Consider the following 24,647-nt stretch of genomic DNA (forward strand, 5'->3'; position numbering starts at 1 on the left):
TTTGATCCTTTTTATAAAACCAATTCGTACGTGGAAGCAGTAACTTTTCGTTATTGGAAATATCTTCTACAGGCTGGTTTTATAAAAAATCTAAATTATCACTTCTCAAATTCATTTGGTTAGGATATACTTTAACTGTATTACTAATATTAATACAGTTAATACAGTTAACCGGAAGCGGAGGTTACGCGATGTTCGATCTCGATGTTAGAAGCCGGAAGCCCATATATGAACAGTTGGTCGATAAGCTGAAAGAGCTGATCATCAACGATGTTCTTCAAGTAGATGAAAAACTCCCCTCTGTTCGTGTACTGGCCCAACAATTAACAATCAATCCAAATACGATTCAAAAAGCTTATAGAGAACTGGAGACACAAGGCTATATTTATTCGGTCAAAGGAAAAGGAAGTTTTGTCAACAAACTGGTAAAAACGGAGAAATCGGAAGAACTGCAGAAAGTGAAAGCCCAATTGGAAAAATTAATAGCTGAAGCAATGTTTTTCGGGATGACGAAGGATGAGTTACAGACATTGATCAATGAAATAGAGGATCAAGTAAAGAGGGGGGAATCGCGATGATTGTCAGTAACAGTATTAGCAAGAAATATGAAAAATCTCATGTGTTACAACATGTCAGTTTACAGGTTCGCAAGGGCTCTATTTACGGCTTGCTGGGATCGAATGGAGCCGGAAAAACGACTTTAATGAAGATCATTGCCGGAATTGCCAGACCGGAAGATGGAGAAATAACGATAGACGGCAAAGGTGTTTTCGAGGATACAGAAGTGAAGGCGAAAATGTTTTTTCTTTCCGACTCCCTTTATTTCTTTTCCCAATACACCATCAAACAGATGGCTGACTTTTTTCGGGATACGTACCCTGACTGGAATCAGGAGCGTTTTTTAAAACTGCAGCACTTGTTTCAGCTGGATATGAAAAAGAAAATCAGCCAGTTCTCGAAGGGGATGCAGCGTCAGGTCGCGTTTTGGCTCGCTTTGTCCACCATGCCGGAATATCTCGTTTTAGATGAACCATTCGACGGATTGGATGCCGTTATCCGGAAAAAAATTAAAAACTTGCTTGTACAGGACGTCGCAGAAAGGGAGATGACGATTGTCATTTCTTCTCACAACCTCCGGGAAATAGAGGATATTTGTGATTATATCGGCATTCTTCATCAAGGGAAGCTTTTGTTGGAAAAAGACATTGATGATTTGAAATCAGATATCCATAAGGTTCAGGTAGCCTTTCGGGAAAAGCCGGACACGGAAGTCTGGGATGGCCTGGACATATTATACAAAGAGAGACGCGGCAGTGTGATTTTGGCGATTGTGAGAGGGAAGGAAGAACACATCGTTTCTCACTTGGAACAATATCACCCAGTCATTCTCGACCTGCTGCCATTAACACTAGAAGAAATATTTGTGTATGAAATGGGGGACGCCGGTTATGCGATCGAAAACATCCTTGTTTAACAAACAGTTATTGAAGCAGGATTTATTGAGTACAGGCTGGATTGCTATTGTTTACTTCGCGGGTCTGGTATTTTCACTGCCGTTGAACTTGCTGATGTTAGAAACAAATGAACGGATGGAATATTCCTTTAATAGTTTGTTTGAGTCTAATGGAGAGATTCAATTATTCCTTCTATATATTATCCCGGTACTGGTCGCCGTGTTTTTATATCGATACATGCAAGTGAAAAATGCTTCAGATTTCATACACAGCCTGCCAATCACTCGAAGGAAGATCTTTAACCATCACTTTCTTATCGGAATAGCGCTTATAGTAATGCCTTTACTGTTAACAGCCGTAATTTTGTCATTGATGCTGCCGGCCCTGGATTTGTACATGGTTTACACGCAGGCAGACATTTGGGAGTGGTTTGGCGCTTCTGTCGCTTTTTCTCTCTTGCTGTTCTCAGCGGGAGTATTGATTGGGATGTTTACCGGTATTTCTGCGGTGCAGGGTGTATTGACGTACATTTTCCTCCTGTTTCCAGCTGGTATTCTTGTATTGATTTATTCCAACCTGAATGTCTTATTGGATGGATTTCCAACGTCTTACTATCACCTTACCAATGTGAACTTGTATTCACCGTTAACAGATTTTGTTGATATGAACGATTGGAAGTTTCATGGCTGGAAGTTTAGCATCTACTTACTACTTTCTGTGGTGTTTTACGCCTTGGCTTGGTTCATTTATCACAAAAGGCCGGCTGAAGCTAGTGGTCAGCCTTTGGCATTTCACCAAGTGCGGCCAATTTTTAAATATGGCGTAACCACCTGCATGCTACTGTTCGGAGGGTTTTATTTCGACGAAACCGACAACTACTTCGGTTGGATAGTCTTTGGCTATGTATTGGGCTCATTTATCGGCTATTTGGTAGCCGAGATGGTCCTGCAAAAAACGTGGCGTGTATTCGGCAAATGGAAAGGATATGTTCTGTTTCTAGCAGCCGCAGGGGCCGTCATTCTTCTGCTTTCTTTCGATATTACGGGTTATGAAAAAAGGATACCGGAAGCGGAACAGATTGAATCGGTTTACTTTAATGAAAATCCAATGTACTACAATGATGAACGCTCAACAAAAAACATAAGGAAACTGGCAATCCAGGATCCGGCAATCATTAGAAAGATCCAGAATTTGCATCAGCAAATTGTTGAACAATCGATTAGTGGTTTGCCAGAAAATCGCGCTAATAAAGAAAAATTGTTTTTCAGTTACCAGTTGAAAAACGGAAGCAGGATCAATCGGGAGTACTATATCGATTTAGACGAAACGTTTGCACCATACTTGAAGCCGATTTATGAGTCCCGTGAATATAAGGAAATCAAGAACAGGATTTTGACACTGGATGAAAATGACTTTAGCAATTTGGTTATTTTCAATGAATTCGATCGTTCTAGCAGCACTCGTATTGTGGAAAAAACTGAAATTAAAGAAGCCCTGCAGAATTTGAAGCAAGATATTTATGATCAAACATATGAGGAAATGGTCCATCCAATCGACACCATGGCTTATATTGAATTTCCAGAAGGGGAAAACATGATGTACCAGCTTCCAATACTGCGTTCTTATGAAAGATTTGGAAACTGGCTGAAAAAACAGGGGATTTACGACCAAACAATCATCCAGGCTGAAGATATTTCTTATGCAGTCATATTGGATGAAAGAGAAGAAAGTGAAGATGTATATCAGACGTTTTATGAAAGCAAAAATGGTGACAACGGTCTGGTTGTCGAAGATAAACAAAAACTAAGAGAGACTCTGGAAACGACAGCAAGTGAAAATCATGGGACGAATGTTTCTTCCCACTATTATGTTGGTCTTTTCCTAGAAGGGGATGAACAGCCGGTTATCCGTCCTATATCCAAAAATAATGTGCCAGCATTTGTTACCGATTATTTTGGAAACAAATAAAAAGGAGAGAGAATGGAAATGAAAGAAGCTAAGACGGGGGAGGGAATTTGTTTTGAAGCCGTTTATCAACAGTATTACCAACGGATGTATTTGGTTTCGGTCGGTATAACGAAAGATCGTTGTCTTGCCGAAGATGTCGTTCAGGATGCTTTCATCAAGGCCTATAAGCATTTTGATAAATTGCGTGACCATGACAAGCTCGGAGCATGGTTGACAAGCATTGCTTACCGGACTGCTATCGATGCAATCAGGAAAGAGAAAAAGCGGACTTATGTCCCGCTTGAGGATGTGTACTTGACCAGCCAGGAAAGCAGCTCGGAAGAACGGGTGGTTGAAAAACAAGTGGAATACAAATGGACCGAAGAACAAATAAAGCGGCAGGTAGTCTTGCTGAGCCCTAAACTTCGCAAGGTCTTCACCTTGAAATACCAAAACGAGTGGACTGATAAAGAAATCGCCGGCAGCTTAAGACTCGCCCTTGGAACCGTCAAAGCAAGATTATACAGGGCCAGAAAACGTGTCAAAGAAGGAATGGAACAGACAAGCCCAACCACCAATATCAGCGCCTGAAAACTTTGTCCGGGAGCCGGGGGCGGATCCGGGGTCCGGATCCGGGGTCAGTCCCCGGCCAGGGTAAAACCAGGGAAGTAAGCCCCTTGAAGACCTTTTGGGGTCAGTCCCTCCGAGTGTGGAATCGGGGATTTTAATGGCCATTAGTGGGCCGAGGGGACAGACCCTGAACCGGTCTTATTGCAGGCGGAAATTACAGGAAAGCTTGAATTATCAAGAGATTAGGGAGTTCGGGGACAGTCCCCGCGATTATAAAATACGAAGGAAAACTGGCTTGTGGGGTCAGTCCCTCTCGACGTAATTCGAGGTTGTGAAGGATTGTCGGGGGACTGACCCCATACTTCTGTTTGACTTTTTAGGACATGCTCTATATAATTAGTCGGGAAATAAGGAGATAATCCGTTTGATCGGGAGAGGTTCTTAGCGAAAACCCTCTATAAAAAACTAAGGACATTAACAGGTGCTTTAGGCCATGTCCGTTAGGGGCATGGTCTTTTTGTTCCGATCTTTTAAGAAGATGTGTTATGACAAATAATCCTTGCTGGTAAACAGACAAGTAAAAAGGAGCGTTCAAGATGGCAGGAAGAAGAGATGAAGAGCTGACAGACATAACATTGCTGGGAAGTCAGGGGACGACCTATCAATTTGACTATACACCGGAAGTACTTGAGACATTTGATAATAAACATCCGGATCGTGATTATTTTGTGAAATTCAATTGCCCTGAATTCACCACACTTTGCCCTAAAACAGGACAGCCCGATTTCGGGACCGTCTATATCAGTTACATTCCGGATGAAAAAATGGTGGAGAGTAAATCTTTGAAGTTATACCTGTTTAGCTTCCGCAATCATGGTGACTTTCATGAAGATAGTATGAATATCATCATGAATGATCTAATTAACTTAATGGACCCTCGGTATATTGAAGTATGGGGGAAATTCACTCCTCGTGGAGGAATCTCCATAGATCCATTCTGTAATTATGGTAAGCCGGATACTAAATTCGTTCAGATGGCTGACCATCGAATGATGAACCATGACCTCTATCCCGAAAAAATCGATAATCGATAAAAATCTTTCTTAGTTAGAAGAGGGTACTACCTAGTTCCTTTCCTTGTTTCAAGACGAAAGGGAGAAGAAGCAATGTTGATTTATTTAAATGCACTATTCACCGGTCTCTTGGTAATTTCCAATGTGCTCGGTGTGAAATTATTTGCTGCAGGAGGTGTAGTCCTGCCGGCAGCCGTGATTGTATATGTCATCACCTATTTGATAACCGACGTAATCGGTGAGGTTTATGGAAAGGACGCCGCCCGAAAGACAGTTCAAGCGGGATTTATTACCCAGATATTAGCAATGATTTTTATCTTTATTGCCATCGAGCTACCGGCGGCACCTGTGTTTGCAGAACAAATCGAATTTGAAACAGTACTTGGCGGTAGTTTCCGAGTAATGCTGGCAAGCTTGGTGTCCTATATAGCCAGTCAAAACTTAGATGTTTCCATTTTCCATTCTTTAAAGAAGAAACATGGAAGTGAGAAACTATGGCTGCGCAATAACTTTTCGACAATCACCAGCCAACTGATTGATACGATTTTATTCGTCACCATAGCTTTTGGAGGGACAGTCCCCTTCGGTGTGCTTGTCGTAATGATCGGTTCGCAGTATCTCTTTAAAGTAATAGTTGCTCTCATCGATACACCAATTGCTTACCTGTTGGTCAAGATGGCAGGAAAGTCGGAAACCAAGCAACGCGCCGTCCTTTCCAAGTAAAGATGAAAGTTAAAACCGCCGTTTCCTAGTGAACGGCGGTTTATTTAATTAGGGACAGTCCCTCCCCTGCTTATATTTTATCCCCAATCCCGCTCCTGCCAAGGATTTCAACCGTTTTGGATATCAGTAAGGTTGTTTCTATTAGACAAAAAATGCCTATATGGGGTCAGTCCCTCCTATATTGAAAATCAATAAAAGTTTCAATTTAGGCCTCTTTTGGGGACTGACCCCCTTAGCTACCCCCTTAGCGCCCCCTTAGTCGTTTTCTTTTCAAAAGATGGTTTGTATTTTTTCTGGGTTATGGTAAGATTTAACTGTTATACATGAAAAGTAGAGATACATATTTTTGTTTGAAATAGGGAGGTAGTATGATGGCGGCTAATTATCGAGTGATGAAGGATGCAGATGCTTTTTACTTTGCCGGCAATGAAATTGGCGTGCTGGTTATACACGGATTCACCGGTACGACGCAGAGTATGCGATATATAGGTGAACAGTTTGCGGCAGAAGGTTTTACTGTCCTGGGACCGAGATTGGAAGGCCATGGTACTGATCCGGAGGATATGGAAGCGTCTACTTACCAGGATTGGATTGATAACGTAGAAGCGGGCTTGGCAACGTTAAAGGAAGAATGCTCCAAGTTGTTTGTCGCCGGTTTGTCCATGGGTGGTACGTTGACATTATACTTAGCGGAGCAGCACCCGGAAATAAATGGGATTCTGCCCATTAATGCTGCTGTGGATATTCCAGAAATGGCTGAAAATTACCGGAAATTGTCCCAGACGGATACTAGATTTGTAAATGGAATCGGCTCCGATATCAAAAGGCCGGGGGTCAAAGAACTTGCCTACGAAAAAACCCCGGTTAAATCGATGGGAGAGATAGTCACATTAACGGAAATGGTCAAGCAAAATTTAAGCAATATTACGGCCCCTGCCTTGATCTTTTCTTCTAATGAAGATCATGTCGTTCCGCCGGAAAATTCGAAACTTATTTATGATTCGGTTTCTTCGGCTGAAAAAACGTTGTTTCCCTTGGAAGCAAGCTACCACGTTGCCACTTTGGACAACGACAAAGAAGTGATTGCGAATAAAGCGATTCAATTCATTAAAGCAAACTGCTAAACGCAGAATTTCATAGTCACAGGACATATAAATCAACCACCTTTATCACACCAGGTGGTTGATTTATTCTATGTTATGATTGCAAACTACTAGTCTGAAATAAAGAAAAAAGCTAAAATAATCAGTAGAGTATTCTAGGATTCACTAAACGTTCATAAAAAAAGACAGAAAAGCGCAAGGAAAGGATGCTGCAGACATGCCGAGAAGCGGGAAAAGAAAACGGATGGGCTGGTTCGGCTGGAGTTTGACTGCTTTAGGTATCACATTGGTGGTTGCGGTTGCTTTTTTCTCCTTTGTTTTTGACTTAGGGGGCATCGGACTATTCAATGACCGGCAGACAGAAACTAGTGAACAGCAGACCGAAGAGTCTTCTGAATCCGGACAAAGCCAGGAGGAACTGGAACAAAAAGCGGAAGAGACGAGAGAGTCGGTAGGTAAAGAATACGAAGATGTTGGCGACTTTGTAGCCGAAACTCATGACTTTTATAACGATACCACGGGTTATGGCCGGATTGACAATCTCGATTGGTCCGAACAAGAAACAGAGGCAGAGGAGATTCTCGCTGTGCTGGACGAAATGCTGCCGAAAGTGAAGGACGATGCCTTAAAGAGTGATTTGGAAAAAATTGATCAGCTGGCAACTTCAGCTCTCGATGATGACAATAAAAAAACAGTTAGAAGCTTGCACCGTATGTTTCATGATTTGGATATCGCCCTCAATGATTACCAGGGTACGGATAAAATTTGGGGAGTAACCAATACTTTGAAGTAACAGCCAAAAAGCAAACAAAAAACGAGCTTAGAATATAAGCTCGTTTTTCGCAGGTTTGTCATCTATATGAAAACCTCAGCCTTCCTGCTGCATGATCTGTTAAGAATTGTTGTTTTTATTTTGCTGTTGGCGTCCGCGTGTTTCTCCGCCTTTTTTGCCGATTTCTTCATAAAATTCTTCGTCATGGTTCTTAGACGTTGTTTCTCCGCCCTTTTTACCAATTTCTTCATAGAATTCCTGGTCGTGATTACGAGAAGTTTTTTCCCCACCTTTGCGACCTGCTTCCTCTACAGACATTTTCTTGTTATTGTTCTTGTCAGCCATTCTATAAAACTCCTTTCGTGAGTGTTATATGATGCTTACATAACTACTATTCACTCTGTACAAAATACTAAACATACTAGGATCGAAAAATATATTGTTTACTCTATCTTGATAACGGGCAAATTATAACCAACAACAGCTGAGGAGGTAAATATAGATGGTAAGAGTTGCAGTAGAACAACCATTCGAAGATGTGAAAAAGCAATTGAACAAAAAAGGCTACCAAGCGGAAATGCTCGAACGAAAAGTGGATGCTGCCGAATTTGATGCGGTCGTTGTAAGAGATCTGGAAGACTTGACGGACATCCACATGAATGTACCATTGATTTCCGCCCGCGGACGAAGTGTAAAAGAAATCGTTGCTGAAGTGGAAGAAAGACTACAACGCGCTGGAACAATCGATAAGAAATCCGGTGGCATCTCTGGTAAACAACTTGTAAACGGCCTTGCTGTAGGGAGCATTGTCGGAGTCACCATTGGTTTTATGCTAGCTCCAGCCAGCGGCAAGAAGACACGTGACAATTTGAATCAAAAACTGCAGCAGACGAAACAGCAGACCATGAATCTGACCGGCAAAGTGAAGGATAAGGTGCCAGGCCAATCCACCAGTAATCTGGATGATGACAGTAAAAATGAGCTTGCTGCCCAGGAACGGGATTTAGAATTAATCGGTGGCACAGAGCTGAAAAAATAAATGATGGTTAAAAAGGCATCCTTCTCCGGGTGCCTTTTTATTTAGCATGTTTCAACAGGCCGTGTAAAACCGTTGGAAAACGCTCGATATGCATGCAAGGGAATGGGGGCAAAACATTCCGGCTTTTCGGCTTTCCTTCCGTCTATAAAGGCGCATCAGCCATTAGGCTGGTGCGCTTTTTTATGGTTATGAAGAAAAATATAATAAGCTAAATGACAAATATATATTGCAAAAAGACAATTTTAATATATAATGAAAACAGAACGAGAGGAAGATAAAGAGGAGGGATGCAAGTTGGCTTTAGGAATTCAATTGAAAGATGTGACGAAGAAAATCGGCGGAAGTACGATTATCGATCAGCTGTCGCTCGACATCCATAAAGGTGAAGTATTTGGCTTACTCGGTCCAAACGGGGCAGGGAAAACAACGACAATCCGGATGATAGTTGGCTTGATGGCCATTACATCGGGAGATATCCTGATCGATGGTATATCCATATCAAAAGAACGCTCGGCTACTGCTCACAAACTCGGTGCGATTGTCGAAAATCCGGATTTCTATTTATATATGAGCGGTTTAGATAATTTACGCTACTTCGCCAAGCTTCAGGATAAAAAGATCAGTAGGAAAACCATCGATGATGTGGTACGTGTTGTCGGGTTAACCGAAAGCATTCAAAAAAAGGTGAAGACCTATTCACTCGGCATGAAACAGCGTCTCGGTTTAGCGCAGAGCTTGTTGCATCGACCAAAGGTGCTGATATTGGATGAACCGACGAATGGATTGGATCCAGCTGGTATCCGTGAATTCCGGGAGTACATCCGCAGGCTGGCGAGTGAACAAAATATGACCATAATAATATCTAGCCACTTATTATCAGAAATTGAATTGATGTGCGACCGAGTAGCGATTATACAAAACGGGCGGCTGATCCGTACGGAAACTATCAAAGAGAGACCAGACAAAGAGAACTTTGAAAAACCGGCCAGTCAAGTAGTGATAGAACTGGCCGACAGCAAGAATGCCGAACAGTTACTTCATCAAAAACTGCCATCACTTGAAACCCGCCGCTCAGGAGAGCAGCTTTACATCCAAGCAGATAAAGAAATGACCGCGAAAGTCATTCAATTGTTGGCAACTGAAAGCCATGCGATCTATCGGGTAAGGGACGGCCAGCAAACATTGGAAGATCGTTTTCTGGAAATAACCAATGAAAAGGGGGAGGCATATGCTGACGCTCACTCGCAATGAATGGTTTAAACTAAGCAAAAAGCCATCTATTTATTTGATGGGGGTGATTATTGTCCTGCTGGTCATAGCTACTGGGATGATTGGTAAAATCACAGAGGATGCTCATTCGGTGCCGGATAATTGGCAGGAGAACCTGGCTGCAAAAAATGAGCAGATGAAAGAGCAAAACCAGGAACATGCGAATAATCCAATTTTGACAGAAAACAACCGAAACCAGATTGCAGTCAATAACTATCGAATCGATCATGACATCAAACCCGGCGCCGAGCTGAGTGTCTGGTCTTATACAGTGGAAAATGTTCCCTTGATTTCTGTTGCCGGTTTATTGGTGATGATCATTGCAGCCGGAATTGTATCTTCGGAGTTCAGCGGGGGAACGATTAAGCTGGTGATGATCCGTCCTGCCCCGCGTTGGAAAGTATTGCTGGCCAAATATTTGACGGTATTGGCCTATGGCTTGCTGCTTGTGGTGCTATTGTTCATTGCCTCATTGGCAGTGGGTGTCATCTTGTTCGGCATGGGTGAATCTATGGTCCACTTGACGGTCAACAACGGAGTCGTTTCCGAAGAGAATGTGCTTGTATATCTGCTTCGTTATTTCTTTTTCTCCACTATCGACCTATGGATGATGGTGTCGCTTGCTTTTGCCTTGTCCGCGATTTTCAGGAATACAGCAGTATCTCTCGGTGTTTCGCTGTTTGCGTATTTGATGGGAGGCACTTTCACAAGCTTGCTGGCAGAACGGTTCGATTGGACCAAGTACTTGTTGTTTGCCAACACAGATTTAAACCGTTATGTGAGTGGGACTCCTTTTGTGGAAGGAATGACGATGACATTTTCGATTGTTATGCTGTTTCTGTACTTGGCAGTGTTCCTTGGAACAGCTTTTATGACTTTCACCAAACGGGATATCTCCTGATCCATCATGCAGAAGTACGGCTTTCGATAATCTGTTCCGCCTGCTAAAATAAAACAAGAACCTGCAAAAAAGGGTGGTAAAACATGAACAATCCTTTTAAAAGGAATAGACGAAAAGATGAGCGCATTACCAATCTGCAAAACAAAATCTATCGAGAGATTTATCATTTGGTATTGATCATTTGCGTCCTGTCCTTGATTTTCAAGTATGCAACTAGTGGTGCTGATTTTAAGAACGTTTGGCTTGAACTGGTCATTTTACTTGTTACGTCGATTTATTATACGGTACGATCGACGGGAATGGGGATTTTTTCTGCCGAAGTAGAAATGCATGATCAGACAAACAAACGCCCGATGAGTGTAAAAACCATTTTGATCGGTGCTTTGTTTGGTGCTGGATGGGCTATCTTTCTAGGGATTCACAGTGCAGTGAGCTACGCTGATACAGCAACGCAGTCGGTTTATTACTTCCTGCTTACGTCGGTTGTTTCCTTTATAATCTATATTCCATTCTTGATGATCGTGAACGGTTTCGCTTATTGGGGAGCGAAGAAAAGGAGCGACAGGGCGGTTGCAAAAGAATTGGAAGATGAAGAAGAGCAGGATGAGGAAAGATGAAGAACATCCGGATGAAAGTAGCCAGAACAGAAATGGATCTGTCACAGGAGGAATTGGCCAAGCGTGTCGGCGTATCGCGTCAGACCATTGGACTGATCGAACTGGGGAAATATAATCCAAGCCTGAATCTGTGCATTGCAATTTGCAAAACGTTGTCTAAAACGCTCGACGAATTGTTCTGGGAAGATTAAAAAACCTCCGTGCCCGTTTGGGTCCGGAGGTTTTCCAATTATTCCACAATCAAAGTCGAGGACATATCTTCATGGCCTTCGCCGCAAGGTAGGGCACATTTAATCACGTATTCGCCGGCTTCCAGTGTAGCTGTTGCGGATCCCTCGTTTTCAATTTTGACATCCGTTCCTTCGATTTCGATGGCATGGACGCCTTCTTCATTGGTCAGATTGAATGTGATTTCTCCAGCGGGCGCCGTGTATTCTTTTTTGTCAAACTGCCAGTTGCTTGCGGCAATATCGACAACTGCGGCAGAACCACCGTCATCCCCTTTGGCTGCTCCGGCATCATCACCACCGCCGCAAGCCGCCAGCAATAAAATGAACATCGAGACCATAAGTGCTAAAAGTGCTTTTTTCATCGTTAAAAACCTCCCGGAAAATTGTTTGAATGCTTTTCACATTTTTAGTGTAAAACACCTTCCGGATGAGTGGCTGTGAGAAATGTCACATTTCCCATCTGTTCAAAATAACGTAACAATTTTTTACCAAATAATAATGCAAATGATTGAGGCGAGGAGTATGATGAAAGTATCAAGAAGGGGATATTTATCATCCTTTATAAGATGTCAGTGAATCCTACGCTGCGGAAAAACACTACGCTTTCCGCGGGTGGCTGGTGAGCCTCCTCGAGCTAACGCTCTCCGGGGTCTCGCCTAGGCCATTCCTCCCGCAGGAGTCTTCGTGTTTTTCCTCCGCTGGTGACATGCTTCCTGGCACTCAATCTCTTTTTCATCCAACAGAAACGTAACAAAGGAAGCATGCATCTACTCTGTAGTCTTGTACAGCACTTATTTATGAAAACAGCAACATCGAAAAATGGGGAGGCGGATTACATGGTGACAGCTGTAAAACAAGAACAGGCAGTCGGCAACACCTGGCAGTTCACAAAAGAAAGCTTTGAAAAAATACAAGGGATCATGTATCAACACGTGTTTTCGGCGGGCTCCACGTTGTTTTGGGAAGGGGACGAAGCAGAAAAACTTTATTTTCTTGAGAGTGGTTCCGTCCGCCTGGTGAAAACAGCTGATGATGGAAAGGACCTGTGCCTCTATTACTTTCATGAAGGTGATTTGTTCGGAGAAATCCAATATCCCGGGCAGGAAGGACAGATGTCGTATACTGCCGAAGTCCTGCAGGATGCGCGGATCGGCATCATTCAGCAGCGTGATCTGGAAATACTGTTATGGCAGCATGGTGACTTGGCGATTGAATTCAGCCGCTGGCTCGGATACATGCAGCAGCTTACTCAGGTGAAGCTAAGGGATTTGATGTTCCATGGGAAAAATGGAGCGCTCGCTTCCACCCTGATCCGTGCTGCCAACACGTATGGCGTGCAGGATGGCGGAACCATCCGCTTTACCGAAAAATTCACCAATGCAGAGCTGGCCAGCCTGATCGGCGCTACTCGCGAGACGGTCAATCGGATGCTGAACCAATTGAAAAAGCAACAGATAATCGACATCGAACACGGCCGGATCGTGATTCTCGATTTGGCTGAACTAAAAGCCATTTGCCATTGTGAAGAATGCCCGCTTGGCATCTGCCGTTTATAGTGAATCCGTCTCCCCGGGGAAATCCCCGGTTTTTTGTTTCTATGAAGGCTGCTATAGCGGGTGGAATAGTTTCCTGTCTAATCGAGTGAAGCATTTTATCTTGCCTTGGATGGTGTTTGAAGTGTTATATTCATTTTTCCATCTCTGAATCGAACATATGGATCTTCTCTTTCACCTACAAGTAATTTTCCTTTCCATATTTGTGCTATTTCATGATACTCTTCTCTTTTTCCATTCACCTCTGCTGTTATAGAAATATGGTGCCAGAAAGTATGGCCATCAGCATATTCCACCTCTGAAATCTCGTAATCTTTGATGGCGTAGTTCTGCTCTTTTAAAAAGGCTGTTTTTTTCATATAAAAGTCTTTCGCCTCTGCTTCTGTTAGTGCCGTTCCGGTAGACAAGTGTTCGTTGGTGTTTTCTTGATAATCGTATAGGTACAGAACGTCAAATGCGTCTTCATATTTTCCGTTGATAAGGGATTGATAATAGTGATTGATCATATGTTCTGCATCTTTTTCCGGAAAGTAATTTTTTCTTATGCTGGGCCATGAAAGAACAACTATACCGAGGAGTGCGACGAAAACAACAAGCGCAACAACTTTTTTGATGGTAATCCCCCCACTTTTTCATGCTAATCTACCGATTGATTCTATCACATTTTTGCTGATAGAGAAGCGAGAAAAAGGAATCCTATGTGGTGATTGATTCAATTCCCTTTTAAAACCTACAGAAATTCTGCCGACTAACGCGATTTCTGAATCTTACACCTTATACAGCAACGTACAGGCAATTCTTTCAATCTACTATCCTTCATTCAACGATGAAGTGGTCGTTGCTACATACATCAGGATATTGTCTGAAAAACTGGCTGCTCCATCCATATCTCTGCAGTTCCGTCTCATCCATTCCCAGCCATTCCAATGACTGAAAACATTCGTAGAACGATACAGGCTTCCTTTTTTCTATACATCCACAAACCGTTTTCAGCGTCTGCTGACGCCGATATAATCCATGAAACGGAATCGGGGTGTTTTGGATATACGGAACGACTGCCGAATGACCCGTTTGTTGAAGTCTCTCCTTCATCGCTGCTGCCGCTTGAGAGGATAAAGCGGGCATATCACAGCTGACCAGCCAGATTAAAGGATAGCTGGCAAGGGAGAATCCGGCATGAATTGCCCCTAATACCCCTTTGTTTTTGTGAAAGACGGTGACAACGCGGATATCTGATCCGACCAATGGCAAAAATGTCATCGGATTATCGGTGACGAGCACAATTTCCTCGACAAATTGCTGCATTTCCCTGATTTGATGGTCGATCAACCTTTCCCCATCCAGTTTCTGCTGGGCAATCTCTTCCGCATATGGATGGATGCTTCGATCTGCTATTATAATGCCGCTTTTCATCCTTTCCCCTCCCTTGTTTTTTCCTGTTCAGCATAACTGTTTTGAAAATACAAAACTGTAATGGAAGTCACATTCCCGACTTATTGAAAAGGATGTGATATTTATCACAGAATCGACCTGTCATGTTCCGCTACAATCAAATTAGATTAAAGGGAAGGGAGCGTTCACGATGGCGAAATTGGATTCTGCCAAATCGTTCGAAGCCGAAAAAGAGCACGCCGGGAAAACAGAACCGAAGCTTAACGGAACCTTGTTGTCCGTCATGCTCGTCGGAGGATTCATCATATTATCCTGGATCGGGGTGTACGCGCTTTATCTATCCAGGTAGGAAAAGGGGGAGTAACAGATGCACATGCACAAGTATGAAAAAATATGGCTGATTTTTGGCGGTATCACCTTGATTGTATTCCTGTCGGTAATCGGTGTCAGCGCATTTGCCATGGGACATCATCCACCAAGCGATATGACGACAATCGACCCGGAAAAAGTAAAGGAAACAGCACCTTTCGATGACCCTGGTCTGAAGAAAATCGGTGACAATGAATATGAAGCGGTGATGGTTGCCCAGGCGTTCATGTTCGGGGAACCCTTAGAAGTGCCGAAGGGGGCGACCGTTCATTTCAAGGTGACGAGTGCGGATGTGGTTCATGGCTTTTCGATTCCGGGAACGAACGTGAACATGATGGTCACACCAGGGCATATCAATACGATTACCCACACGTTCGACGAAGCCGGTGAGTTTTTGATCATTTGCAATGAATATTGCGGAGTCGGCCACCAGGCCATGAGCGGAAGGATAGAGGTGAATTAAATGGAAACCACGTTGATCAATCGGAAAGATGCGAAGTTGAGTCTTGCCCATATTTATGTAGGCTTTATCGCCGTATTGCTTGGAGGGATTGCCGGATTGCTGCAAACCTTTGTCCGCAGCGGGGCGATTACATTGCCGGCGGGGATTGGCTATTATCAGCTGTTGACCGCCCATGGCGTTCTGTTAGCACTTGTATTCACTACTTATTTTATTATTGGATTTTTGTACTCGGGCATCAGCAAAACAACGGGAACGCTGGCTGAAGGACCACGAAAACTTGGCTGGGCCGGCTATTATGTCATGACGACAGGAACCGTGATTACCACGATCATGATTTTGACTAACGATGCCAGTGTGTTGTACACGTTTTACGCGCCGCTTCAGGCCTCGCCATGGTTTTATATTGGGCTTGCACTCGTCGTGATCGGAAGCTGGATCAGCGGAGCCGGCATGTTCCGTCAGTATCGTAATTGGAAAAAAGCCAATCCTGGTCAGCTTTCTCCGTTGTTCAGTTTCATGGCAGTGATGACGATGCTGCTTTGGCTGATCGCCACACTGGGAGTGGCAGCTACTGTCGTCCTGCAATTGATTCCATGGTCATTCGGCTGGGTGGACACCATCAATGTCCTGTTGAGTCGCACTCTGTTTTGGTATTTCGGCCATCCGCTTGTCTATTTTTGGCTGCTGCCTGCTTATATTTGCTGGTATGTCATCATTCCGAAAATCATTGGCGGAAAAATTTTCAGTGATTCGTTGGCCAGATTGTCCTTTGTCTTGTTCTTGCTGTTTTCGATCCCGGTCGGCTTTCACCATCAATTGCTCGAATCCGGAGTATCGCATACATGGAAGTTTATCCAGGTAACCTTGACCTTTATGGTCATTGTCCCTTCGTTGATGACAGCCTTCTCCTTGTTTGCCACCTTTGAATTGAGCGGCAGGCAGAAGGGTGCTAGAGGACTGTTCGGATGGGTGAAAAAATTGCCATGGAAGGATGCACGGTTCTTTGCACCATTTATGGGCATGCTGATATTCATTCCTGCCGGGGCAGGCGGCATCATCAATGCCAGTAACCAACTGAACCAAGTCATCCATAACACGCTTTGGGTCACCGGTCACTTTCACTTGACGGTAGCAACCAGTGTCGCTTTAACCTTTTTCGGAATCGCTTATTGGCTGATCCCGCATTTGACAGGGCGGACATTGACGAAGAAAATCAATTTGCTTGCCAACATCCAGACAATCATTTGGGTAGTCGGGATGGCGATGATGTCCGGGGCGATGCATACGGTCGGATTGTTAGGGGCCCCGAGAAGAACCGCTTATACGACATATAGTGATTATCCCGATGCATTGGGGTGGATTCCTTATGAAGTGGCAATGGCTGTCGGAGGGAGCTTCTTGTTTATCGGCATTCTCGTCTTAGTTTACATTGTCGTCCATTTGAGCTTTTTTGCACCAAAAGGGGTGGAAGCGTACCCTATCGGCGAAGTGGCGGATCAGGCAGAACGTACTCCGGCAATCCTGGAAAATTGGAAGCTGTGGATCAGTGTTTGCGTCGCTTTGATCTTGTTCGCTTATACGATCCCGATAATGGAAATTATCGAAAATGCTCCTCCAGGGTCACCTGGATTCAGGCTTTGGTGACATTAAAAAATAAGAATCTATTCCATTGAAAAAACATGCCGGAATCCTCGAGGATCGAGGACACTGAAAAAGTCTTTTCTAATCTAAAAGAGCTGTTAAAGTTTGTTGTTGATTCTCACGAATCGCTTATCGGTGGATGCTTGCCGCGGGCACGGCCTCAGCTAACTTGGTCAAGAAAATCACTTGACCAAGTGGATCTTCGGCTCGTGCTGTTCCCGCAGGCGTCACCACCGAACGCTCATCGTGGAATCAACAGATGGTAAAACGAAAAAGAGTGATTTTCTTTGATTTATAAAAGCAAGTCACTCTTTTTTCTTACCAGGAAAGTAATACATAAAAGGAAGGGATTCAATGTTAGACCGATGGCGATTTTCACAGCTAATGTGAAACGAATCGTTAAACTAATGAAGGAATAGATGGCACAAATCACTTGAAATTAGATAAAAAGTGGTCTGTATGGAAATTCAGTTCCATACAGACCGCTTTTTTAAAATTCTACTTTTCAAAGACCTCCAGTTTTTCAGTGGCCTCGAATCTTCTGGCATGTTTTTGTTTTTCTCTTTCTAAGTGAAATCAGTTCAGTATCCGGTACATCATCAGGTCATCGACATACTTTCCTTCTAAAAAAAACTCATCTACCAATCTTCCCTGTTCTACATATCCGTTGCGTTCATAAAAGTGGATTGCTGAGAGATTGGTTGCCAGGACGCGCAGACATAATTTATGGATGCCCTGTTTTTTTGCTTCTTTTTCGACAAATCGCAAAAGGGTTGAACCAACTTTTTGTCCCTGAAAATCTGGGTGTACGCCAATCACCAACTCCCAAACGTGCCGGTTGGAATCTAGCGGTATAGGACTCCGATAACGGATAAAACCTGCAACAGATTCATCGATTACAGCAACGTATTGACTGCCGGGAGGACAGCGTTCCTCATAAGCGGCAAGCGATTCCCACTTATGTGGGTGTGGAGTGTTTTCCACATTCCAAATGAGATTGTTTAGCTGCATTAATTGCTGTGAATCCTTGTGCAAAGACGGACGTATTTTCACGATTTTCCTCCTAGACGGATTACCCGGCCGGCTTTGGTCTTGACGCTGGATAACCATGTCTCTGCCGATAATTTTTTCTTTCAGCGGTAAACTCAAACCACTGTTTCTTGCTGTCCGGGTTTTCTGCATAATATACCACACAGCGAAGCTGATCCTCTACACACGGATCAATTGGTGTTTGGAGCTTCTTTTCCAGGCAATCCAGCAACTCAGCTGGATTTTCGCCACGCACCTCTTCAAGGGTGTACTTTCCAAGGTGATTTACCAGATTTTCTGCCAGACGACAGCCAATCGACGGTATTTGTTGGAAAGTGGCCAATCCTTTTAACAACCTGGCCCGATCATAAGTGATATCCATTAAATCAGATAGTGTTTTTAACTCTAAATTGGCAATCTGATGGAGTCTAATCTTTGCCTTGCGTAAGGAGCTTCTCTCTTCCGCGGTCAGCGGAAGTTTAGGGGTTTTAGGTGTGCACATGTAATCACCTCTATTCCAAATAATTGCCTCCTCATTTAATTCGACTTAACCTGCTGCTTTCCTTTAAATATTTTCTTTGTTTTGCAGGATTTTTGGTGATTTTCCTTGTATCTTTGTAGGGAGAGTAAGAGGAATGGTAAAGGAAGCTGATCTTGGCGTTACCGATACGTAATCGGCAGCCCTTCAAAATAAACAATCTGGGAAATACGGATATGGAGTGCCCGCGTTTTACTGATGTTTAATTGGATATGATCCACTGCAACGCCACTAAGCAGTCCCTCCACTTTTCCCGCAGTAGTCATCACGCTAATTTGCTGGCCCTGGTGCCGGCTTAAGTGGTCGATATAGACGGGGTCAAAAGGGGCCATATACTGCGTTGGTTGGGGCAAAGCCGGGACAGAATAAACAGGAGTTGTCGGCGAGGGCATTTGGTTGATATATGCCGGCTGTACGATCGGCTGCAGCATTACTGGGGTTTCTTCAGGTGTTCCGTCACGGATTTCCGATTCGGCGTTAAGTTGGGAACGATCTCTTTCTTCCATATTCCTATCACGTTCCTTCCATTGATGTATGGCTTTATATGTATGTCGCCAACATCCTGATTATGCCGGTTTAAAAGGAGTTGACAGGAGTGTTAGTAACCAATCATTGTATATTGCAACTGTTACAGCCCAGTGATTATGAAAGTATTCTCCGGCTTTATCGAAATGAGAAAGTGAGAAAATATCTTGGTGGCACTGTACCGGAACATAAAATCAGGGAAAACTTTCAGCATTTATTTGCCTCCGGTACGCCCTCTTGCCATTGGACGGTAAGGGAGAAATCAACGGAGAGCTTTATCGGCACGGTTTCGCTCGATCTGCATCACGATGGAGATGCTACCGAGATATCGTATCAATTTCTCCCTTTGTTTTGGGGAAAAGGCTATGCAACAGAAGCTGTCCAAACCGTAATCGATTATGGGTTTGCTACCTTGGGACTGCCAGAAATTGTGGCAGAAACACAAACGGAAAATGAACGATCAAGACGGCTTTTGGAAAGGCTGGGAATGGAAGAGTCACGATCAGTCGAACGTTTCGGTGAACAGCAAACGATCCATCGATTGCTGAATTTGAATTGATTGTTTTTTTATGAGTAAAAAGCCTGATAAAAATGCCGGTAGGTGTCTTGTTGCGACCTTATGTCGGAAAGTGGAACATACATCCAGCCCATTTCCTCCAGAAAGGCTTCATATCTTCTAAGTAGCTCTGTCTGCTGCAGCGCCATCTCTACATGCGCATTTCTCAACGCCATGTCCTTCATCATCAAAGCAGAAGAAAAATTGTCACCTGCCATTTGCTTAGCCGTGGAATGGACCTCCAAGGCAATCCACTGATCGTTTTCTCCCGCTTCTCCATTTTGCCAGTTTTCATATCCTTTTTCCTCGAATACATATAAAGGCGGTACTTCAATCGGTTCATGAAAAGCAGGATCAATAAAAGCGAGCATGATATGGACATGACCCTGCATGGCATTGGCCTGCTGACGGATGATTTTCTTCAATTGTGACGACTGGACCATTCGCTGGTAAACGTTCAGTTTATGGATGATTCCCTTGTGCGCAGATAAGTGCTCGGCCATGATTCCCAAATCGGCTGCAGGAAGAATGTGCATAACAGCACCCCCGGTAAGTTGTGTTGATTTCACTATATGAATGGGCAGGAGATGTGTGCGATTAATATAGATAGATTTTGATTTATATTACAGAATTTTAACAATAATATTGCAATTATACATCATGATGGTAAAATAAGGTAGTGAATAGAATGTTAAATAATTTGCTTATAAATTCCTGATGAAGGAGGGAGGCGTGTGAAAAAATACCTTCCAGTTCTATTGATCACAATACTCGCGCTGACGTTAACAGGCATCAAATTGTATCCGACGATAGCCGGGGCGTTGAATAAAGAAGAAACGCAAAAAAAACAGCAGCTATCAAATGATTCAGATGAAATCGCCCAGGAAACGAAGCATAAAAATCCCCTGCTCGATGATGACTTCCCATTTAAACTCGAGGAACAAGAAAAATATGCGCAAGAAAATCCCGATAAATTTGCTATCGTGGAGAAAATGTATTATGCATGGGATTACATTGACAATGCCGAAGGGTTGTATGAATACGGAAATAACGGCCAAGTGGAAAATCGGGTTACCTTTCATGTCGATTTTGAACAAAAGCAAAACAAAGCCCTCTATGAGACATTGGAGAATGGAAGTGTGGTGGAAACCGAGCACTTTTTATTGCATGACGGACAGATGACGGGCAGGCTTGATGAACAACAAATTTATTATCAGGAGCCTGTAAAGAACAATCCGCGGCAAGACGATATCAGTGCATTGACCGATGCGCTGGGAAAAGATGCTGGTCTAATCATTGGCAGTGAAGAGTGGATGGTTCTGTTCGATAATTATGACAGCTGGGAATATGAGGAAACGACAGCATTCGGCATTCCTGCTTTCAAAATAAAGGGAACACTCACAAAAGATACTTCAGAGATGCTGGCTGGTCCGTTTGAGATGACGGTCGCCAAAGAAACCGGCGTATTGCTCGATTTGCAATGCTATGGAGAGGAAGACAAGGAAAAACCCGTATATTTTATAAAGGTCGCGGATATTTCCATTAACGACGGGATTGAAAATGCAGAGGAAGTTTTCCAACTGGATGTATCAGACAGTGAGGAATTGCCTTTTGAAGAATATGGTAAGGAAACATATGGCGCCAAAGCCGGTGGCGAGAAAACAGGATGGGATTAGGATGCGGGTGTTTTGGAAAGGTTATTGGTCATGGAACCACCTGGTGGCTGGTTTGTTTTATATGCTGCTTGTGATCATGGCCTCGATTGCCATGTCCCTATCGGGGCCTTATAATCATTCTTTATTTGACTTTATAGTGAATCTGCGAGGCGGTGGAAGCGCAGGTGCGACTGTGCTGCTATATGGAGCACTTCCCATTATTACGCTAGTATTCCCATTGATAATAGACAGGATGGAAACCGTAATGGTCGTCACCAGGTTGAAGCAGCAAAAACAACTGTTCTCTCAACATGTAATCTTTGCTGTTTGTTTCAACTTTTTGTTGATTTGTTTGATGGCAGCGGCTGGATTGTCAGCTGCATATTTCTTGACCGGCAGTCTGGAAAATTTATGGGGAGAAGAATCGGGAGCGATTTATTATTTTCTCGACAATAAAGCGCATTTCCCGTTTTATGTGCCGCACGTGACGGGTTGGAAAGTCTGGTTCTACATATGGAGCAATCGTTTTTTCTATTTAATGATGGTCAGCATGTTCGTTTTATGCTTCCAAACAGTGTTCCGAAAAAAAACACTCACGTTTATCGGCATGATGGTTTTGTTCGGAACGCCATTTCCCTATTTACTCGATTTTTCGGTGTTTTTACATCCGATACACATTGAAATGCCGTTATGGCTGTCCTGGCAGGATCAAATGTTTAATCTTGTTTATTTACTGTTTTGGAATGCAGTTGCTTATTTCCTAGCAAGCAGGCTGTACACTAAGAAAGAATTTTACTAGAGAAAAAAAGGGGGGATTCCATGCTGGGAATGGAATGGAAACGAGTTTCTACACGTCCTGCATTTTGGTTGGCAATAGTGGTGGGCGTTGTGTTGGCCGTCGTTCCGGCCATACAGATGTGGCCGCAGCATGTGACAGAGGATTACTATTATACGTATCCGAGAAGTGCTTTCATCTCCTGGTTTTACTTTGATGGAGCAGGCTTGTATTACATATATGCGTTGCTTGTGCCGATTCTTGCTTCGATTGCTTTTGCAGATTCATACGCTGAGGATGCAAACACAGGTTTTATCAAAAACATCTTGACCAAAGTGGAAAAGAAAAAATATTTTCTCGTTCGTTATGTTTTTAATTTTGTTATAGGCGGAGTGGTGGCAGTATTTCCGTTAATCCTCAATTTTCTGCTTGAAATGGCGGCATACCCGTTAATTGAAAACAACTACTATTTCGGGATGAACCTGGTTCATAGCGAAAATTTGTTGCCGAACTTGTTTTACGAGCACCCGCTTGCCTATGTACTAGTGGTCGTGCTGCTCATTTTTTTGCTGGGCGGTATGCTGGCTTCCTTAGGCCTGGCATTTTCGTTTCTGGTGAAGAACCGGTACATCGTTTTGATACTGCCCTTACTGATTTTTATGGCTTTAGATGTACTGATTCCTTTTTCGCATAGTATTTCTGCGGTGTTTTTGTACAACGGCAGTTGGAATTTCGCCGGCACGGCTTATTTGGCAGTAGGTATCTTCGGCTCGTTTATTTGGTGTATTGTACAGGGGTACAAACATGAAACAATCTAACGTATGGACGATCACCCGCAAAGGTATTGCATCCCTTGGAAGCCGTTGGTTCTATGTGTTGATTTATTTCTTGCTTATCATTCTGGGGCTGACTTTTTCTGTCTTCTATAACTCTGTCTCCAGTGAGGAAGGATTGATGGAAAAAGTAGGGGTTCTGGATTTAGTGGTATTTCTCGACAAAACCTCCGGAACCACGAATCATTCCATGCTCACTTTCCTGGCGATCCCGTTGATCGTCAGTATCGTCCACTTGCTGGTGCAGTACCAGGAGAGAAGCAATGTGATCCTGAAAATCGGTTCACGGTTTACATTATGGCAAACCCATGCCGCTTTCGCCTTCATTGTTTCGTTCGTCTTGACTGTTTGCCTGTTAATCGTTTCGTACGTACTAAGTGGACTGATAGTCGGGTTTGACAATACTTGGATTACGAAGGACAGCATTTTATATGAATTATTAGGTGATAAACAGCTTTTTCCCTCCGTCGTGCCTTATGTTTCGACAGGGAGAGTTTTGACGATAGTTTTTGTGACCAAGTTTCTCAGTTTTCTGTTAATCTTTTTTCTAGCGTTGTTTCTTAAACGCTTCATCAAAAATATAGCAATCATTTTCATCATCCTGCTAGCTATGTCTGGACTAGATAGAACGGGCATGGTTCCATTTGAATTTTTCACTTTCTTTGCTTCGCTATCACTTGAAGACTGGCTGCATCCGGTGCACATCTATTATAAGTGCTTCTATTTATTTGTTCTATCCCTTTTTTTATATGGGATAACCGGGCTGCTTTATGAAAAGAAGGATTTTTTGCAATGAGAAAACGACTTGTCTTTAAGTGGTTGCTCTATCGCGATATAGCCTACAGCTTTTCCTACAGCAAAATAAAGTACGGTATCTTTTTTATTCTTACGGCATTGTTGGCGGCAGGCAAAGCGCTTCAGCTGCAAGGCATAGACTCTGCCGGCAGTGTCGATGTCCTCTATTTTATGTTGAAGGATGAAGGATACTTTTTGAATCTTGATAATTATCAAGTCCCTGTCGATTGGATTTTCTTTCAAACTGTCGCGCTATTTTTGCTCAGTGACTATTATGTACACGATTTGGGGAGAAACGCGCTGTATGTGACCATCCGCAGTTCTTCCAAAGCAACTTTTCTGCTGGCAAAGCTTTGCTGGTTGATTTTGCAGACGGCTGCACTGTTTGTCGGGGTGTTCTTGGTTGTTTTCTGTGTGACAGGATTGGTGCTCGGCCACTTTTCTCTGGAAGTTACGCCTTTTTATCAACACCACATCATGCCGATGCTGCAGCTTGATAGATCGCCGTTGCAATTGATGGCACAGTTGCTGATCGGCTACATCGTGACGACGTTGGTTCTGTCGACGGCTCAACTGCTGCTCGTCCAATTTTTGGATCCGATCGTTTCGTTTTTGATTGTCGTTCTGTTGCTCGGAATCTCGACGATAGTCGACAGCAGATGGCTGCCTGCTATTCATTCGATGATTTTAAGACAGGAAATCTTTGATCTGGAGCACGCACTTAGCTGGCAGTTTTCCTATCTGTACAGTGCTGCTTTGTTTATCGTTTTATCCATAGCTGCCTTGCTGGTATACAGGCGAAAGGACATTTTATAAAGGGGGAAA

At 43.4% G+C, this 24,647-nt stretch carries 31 protein-coding genes and 1 riboswitch; of the genes, 23 read left to right on the forward strand and 8 right to left on the reverse strand.

Annotated features, from left to right (window positions below):
- Positions 1-191: 191 nt before the first annotated feature.
- The 8 genes from ERJ70_RS06135 to ERJ70_RS06170 all read left to right on the forward strand — a co-directional run bounded on the left by ERJ70_RS06135 (position 192) and on the right by ERJ70_RS06170 (position 7,663).
- A complete protein-coding gene (locus ERJ70_RS06135) occupies positions 192-578 on the forward strand; it encodes a GntR family transcriptional regulator (protein ID WP_209367926.1) in 387 nt (128 codons plus the stop codon).
- Positions 575-1,474, forward strand: a complete 900-nt coding sequence (locus ERJ70_RS06140; protein WP_209367928.1) for an ABC transporter ATP-binding protein — start codon at positions 575-577, stop codon at positions 1,472-1,474. The genes ERJ70_RS06135 and ERJ70_RS06140 overlap by 4 nt, the downstream gene beginning before the upstream one ends.
- Positions 1,449-3,422: a DUF6449 domain-containing protein gene (locus ERJ70_RS06145; protein WP_209367930.1), complete on the forward strand. Its 1,974-nt coding sequence runs from the start codon at positions 1,449-1,451 to the stop codon at positions 3,420-3,422. Before ERJ70_RS06140 ends, ERJ70_RS06145 begins: the two co-directional genes overlap by 26 nt.
- 18 nt (positions 3,423-3,440) lie before the next feature.
- A complete protein-coding gene (locus ERJ70_RS06150) occupies positions 3,441-3,992 on the forward strand; it encodes an RNA polymerase sigma factor (RefSeq protein WP_209367932.1) in 552 nt (183 codons plus the stop codon).
- Between the two features lie 407 nt (positions 3,993-4,399).
- Positions 4,400-4,446, forward strand: a riboswitch (PreQ1 riboswitch).
- 121 nt (positions 4,447-4,567) lie between these two features.
- On the forward strand, positions 4,568-5,065 hold the full coding sequence (queF, locus tag ERJ70_RS06155) for a preQ(1) synthase (RefSeq protein ID WP_209367934.1): 498 nt from the start codon (positions 4,568-4,570) through the stop codon (positions 5,063-5,065).
- 72 nt (positions 5,066-5,137) lie between these two features.
- The gene (locus ERJ70_RS06160) at positions 5,138-5,767 is read left to right on the forward strand and encodes a queuosine precursor transporter (RefSeq protein WP_209367936.1); all 630 of its coding nucleotides are present in this window, start codon (positions 5,138-5,140) and stop codon (positions 5,765-5,767) included.
- A 371-nt stretch (positions 5,768-6,138) separates the two neighbouring features.
- Entirely contained in the window at positions 6,139-6,891 is a 753-nt protein-coding gene (locus ERJ70_RS06165; protein ID WP_209367938.1) for an alpha/beta hydrolase, read from the forward strand.
- Between the two features lie 196 nt (positions 6,892-7,087).
- Positions 7,088-7,663 (forward strand): hypothetical protein, encoded by a 576-nt coding sequence (locus ERJ70_RS06170; RefSeq protein WP_209367940.1) that lies wholly within the window; start codon positions 7,088-7,090, stop codon positions 7,661-7,663.
- 99 nt (positions 7,664-7,762) lie between these two features.
- Here the strand turns inward: ERJ70_RS06170 and ERJ70_RS06175 are convergent, their stop codons facing one another.
- On the reverse strand, positions 7,763-7,987 hold the full coding sequence (locus ERJ70_RS06175) for a KGG domain-containing protein (protein WP_074597885.1): 225 nt from the start codon (positions 7,985-7,987) through the stop codon (positions 7,763-7,765).
- 157 nt (positions 7,988-8,144) lie between these two features.
- On the opposite strand from ERJ70_RS06175, the gene ERJ70_RS06180 reads away from it, so the two are divergent.
- The 5 genes from ERJ70_RS06180 (at position 8,145) to ERJ70_RS06200 (ending at position 11,659) form a co-directional block, all read left to right on the forward strand.
- On the forward strand, positions 8,145-8,681 hold the full coding sequence (locus ERJ70_RS06180; protein ID WP_209367941.1) for a YkuS family protein: 537 nt from the start codon (positions 8,145-8,147) through the stop codon (positions 8,679-8,681).
- Positions 8,682-8,975: 294 nt separating this feature from the next.
- Positions 8,976-9,932, forward strand: coding sequence for an ABC transporter ATP-binding protein (locus ERJ70_RS06185; protein WP_209367943.1), 957 nt, complete (start codon positions 8,976-8,978; stop codon positions 9,930-9,932).
- Complete coding sequence (locus ERJ70_RS06190) at positions 9,910-10,851, forward strand: ABC transporter permease (RefSeq protein WP_209367945.1); 942 nt, start codon at positions 9,910-9,912, stop codon at positions 10,849-10,851. Before ERJ70_RS06185 ends, ERJ70_RS06190 begins: the two co-directional genes overlap by 23 nt.
- 83 nt (positions 10,852-10,934) lie before the next feature.
- Complete coding sequence (locus ERJ70_RS06195; RefSeq protein WP_209367947.1) at positions 10,935-11,468, forward strand: DUF6773 family protein; 534 nt, start codon at positions 10,935-10,937, stop codon at positions 11,466-11,468.
- Positions 11,465-11,659 carry a helix-turn-helix transcriptional regulator gene (locus tag ERJ70_RS06200; RefSeq protein ID WP_209367948.1) on the forward strand — a complete coding sequence of 65 codons (195 nt, stop codon included), beginning with the start codon at positions 11,465-11,467 and terminating at the stop codon, positions 11,657-11,659. The genes ERJ70_RS06195 and ERJ70_RS06200 overlap by 4 nt, the downstream gene beginning before the upstream one ends.
- Before the next feature lie 38 nt (positions 11,660-11,697).
- Here ERJ70_RS06200 and ERJ70_RS06205 read toward each other — a convergent pair whose 3' ends face one another.
- Positions 11,698-12,060: a cupredoxin domain-containing protein gene (locus tag ERJ70_RS06205; RefSeq protein WP_209367950.1), complete on the reverse strand. Its 363-nt coding sequence runs from the start codon at positions 12,058-12,060 to the stop codon at positions 11,698-11,700.
- 474 nt (positions 12,061-12,534) lie between these two features.
- Between ERJ70_RS06205 and ERJ70_RS06210 the strand changes: the two genes are divergently transcribed.
- Complete coding sequence (locus tag ERJ70_RS06210) at positions 12,535-13,254, forward strand: Crp/Fnr family transcriptional regulator (protein ID WP_209367952.1); 720 nt, start codon at positions 12,535-12,537, stop codon at positions 13,252-13,254.
- A gap of 95 nt (positions 13,255-13,349) precedes the next feature.
- Here ERJ70_RS06210 and ERJ70_RS06215 read toward each other — a convergent pair whose 3' ends face one another.
- Positions 13,350-13,757: a hypothetical protein gene (locus ERJ70_RS06215; RefSeq protein WP_209367953.1), complete on the reverse strand. Its 408-nt coding sequence runs from the start codon at positions 13,755-13,757 to the stop codon at positions 13,350-13,352.
- 310 nt (positions 13,758-14,067) lie between these two features.
- Positions 14,068-14,664, reverse strand: coding sequence for a molybdenum cofactor guanylyltransferase (mobA, locus tag ERJ70_RS06220; protein WP_209367955.1), 597 nt, complete (start codon positions 14,662-14,664; stop codon positions 14,068-14,070).
- Positions 14,665-14,833: 169 nt separating this feature from the next.
- Here mobA and ERJ70_RS06225 point away from each other — a divergent pair, with 169 nt between their 5' ends.
- The 3 genes from ERJ70_RS06225 to ERJ70_RS06235 are packed head-to-tail and all read left to right on the forward strand — an operon-like array spanning position 14,834 to position 17,119.
- Entirely contained in the window at positions 14,834-14,992 is a 159-nt protein-coding gene (locus ERJ70_RS06225; protein WP_152525524.1) for a cytochrome c oxidase subunit 2A, read from the forward strand.
- A gap of 18 nt (positions 14,993-15,010) precedes the next feature.
- Entirely contained in the window at positions 15,011-15,475 is a 465-nt protein-coding gene (locus ERJ70_RS06230; protein WP_209367957.1) for a cytochrome c oxidase subunit II, read from the forward strand.
- Entirely contained in the window at positions 15,476-17,119 is a 1,644-nt protein-coding gene (locus ERJ70_RS06235) for a b(o/a)3-type cytochrome-c oxidase subunit 1 (RefSeq protein ID WP_209367959.1), read from the forward strand.
- 573 nt (positions 17,120-17,692) lie between these two features.
- On the opposite strand, the gene ERJ70_RS06240 is transcribed toward ERJ70_RS06235, so the two are convergent.
- From ERJ70_RS06240 to ERJ70_RS06250, 3 genes are all read right to left on the reverse strand, one after another.
- Positions 17,693-18,169 (reverse strand): GNAT family N-acetyltransferase, encoded by a 477-nt coding sequence (locus ERJ70_RS06240; protein ID WP_209367961.1) that lies wholly within the window; start codon positions 18,167-18,169, stop codon positions 17,693-17,695.
- 19 nt (positions 18,170-18,188) lie between these two features.
- Positions 18,189-18,647, reverse strand: coding sequence for a helix-hairpin-helix domain-containing protein (locus tag ERJ70_RS06245; protein WP_209367963.1), 459 nt, complete (start codon positions 18,645-18,647; stop codon positions 18,189-18,191).
- A 158-nt stretch (positions 18,648-18,805) separates the two neighbouring features.
- The gene (locus ERJ70_RS06250) at positions 18,806-19,189 is read right to left on the reverse strand and encodes a DUF2642 domain-containing protein (RefSeq protein WP_245208134.1); all 384 of its coding nucleotides are present in this window, start codon (positions 19,187-19,189) and stop codon (positions 18,806-18,808) included.
- Between the two features lie 89 nt (positions 19,190-19,278).
- Here ERJ70_RS06250 and ERJ70_RS06255 point away from each other — a divergent pair, with 89 nt between their 5' ends.
- On the forward strand, positions 19,279-19,767 hold the full coding sequence (locus ERJ70_RS06255; RefSeq protein ID WP_209367964.1) for a GNAT family N-acetyltransferase: 489 nt from the start codon (positions 19,279-19,281) through the stop codon (positions 19,765-19,767).
- Positions 19,768-19,775: 8 nt separating this feature from the next.
- Here the strand turns inward: ERJ70_RS06255 and ERJ70_RS06260 are convergent, their stop codons facing one another.
- Complete coding sequence (locus ERJ70_RS06260) at positions 19,776-20,300, reverse strand: hypothetical protein (protein WP_209367966.1); 525 nt, start codon at positions 20,298-20,300, stop codon at positions 19,776-19,778.
- 198 nt (positions 20,301-20,498) lie between these two features.
- Here ERJ70_RS06260 and ERJ70_RS06265 point away from each other — a divergent pair, with 198 nt between their 5' ends.
- Genes ERJ70_RS06265 through ERJ70_RS06285 form a run of 5 tightly spaced genes read left to right on the forward strand, consistent with a single transcriptional unit; the run spans position 20,499 to position 24,638 of the window.
- Positions 20,499-21,440 carry a hypothetical protein gene (locus tag ERJ70_RS06265; protein ID WP_209367968.1) on the forward strand — a complete coding sequence of 314 codons (942 nt, stop codon included), beginning with the start codon at positions 20,499-20,501 and terminating at the stop codon, positions 21,438-21,440.
- A 1-nt stretch (position 21,441) separates the two neighbouring features.
- Positions 21,442-22,218: a hypothetical protein gene (locus tag ERJ70_RS06270; RefSeq protein ID WP_209367970.1), complete on the forward strand. Its 777-nt coding sequence runs from the start codon at positions 21,442-21,444 to the stop codon at positions 22,216-22,218.
- Positions 22,219-22,238: 20 nt separating this feature from the next.
- Positions 22,239-23,012 (forward strand): hypothetical protein, encoded by a 774-nt coding sequence (locus ERJ70_RS06275; RefSeq protein WP_209367971.1) that lies wholly within the window; start codon positions 22,239-22,241, stop codon positions 23,010-23,012.
- Positions 22,999-23,823: a hypothetical protein gene (locus ERJ70_RS06280; RefSeq protein WP_209367972.1), complete on the forward strand. Its 825-nt coding sequence runs from the start codon at positions 22,999-23,001 to the stop codon at positions 23,821-23,823. The genes ERJ70_RS06275 and ERJ70_RS06280 overlap by 14 nt, the downstream gene beginning before the upstream one ends.
- The gene (locus tag ERJ70_RS06285; RefSeq protein WP_209367973.1) at positions 23,820-24,638 is read left to right on the forward strand and encodes a DUF2705 family protein; all 819 of its coding nucleotides are present in this window, start codon (positions 23,820-23,822) and stop codon (positions 24,636-24,638) included. Before ERJ70_RS06280 ends, ERJ70_RS06285 begins: the two co-directional genes overlap by 4 nt.
- The last annotated feature ends 9 nt before the right edge of the window (positions 24,639-24,647 follow it).

It is taken from the genome of Sediminibacillus dalangtanensis, from assembly GCF_017792025.1.
Lineage (GTDB): Bacteria > Bacillota > Bacilli > Bacillales > Amphibacillaceae > Sediminibacillus > Sediminibacillus dalangtanensis.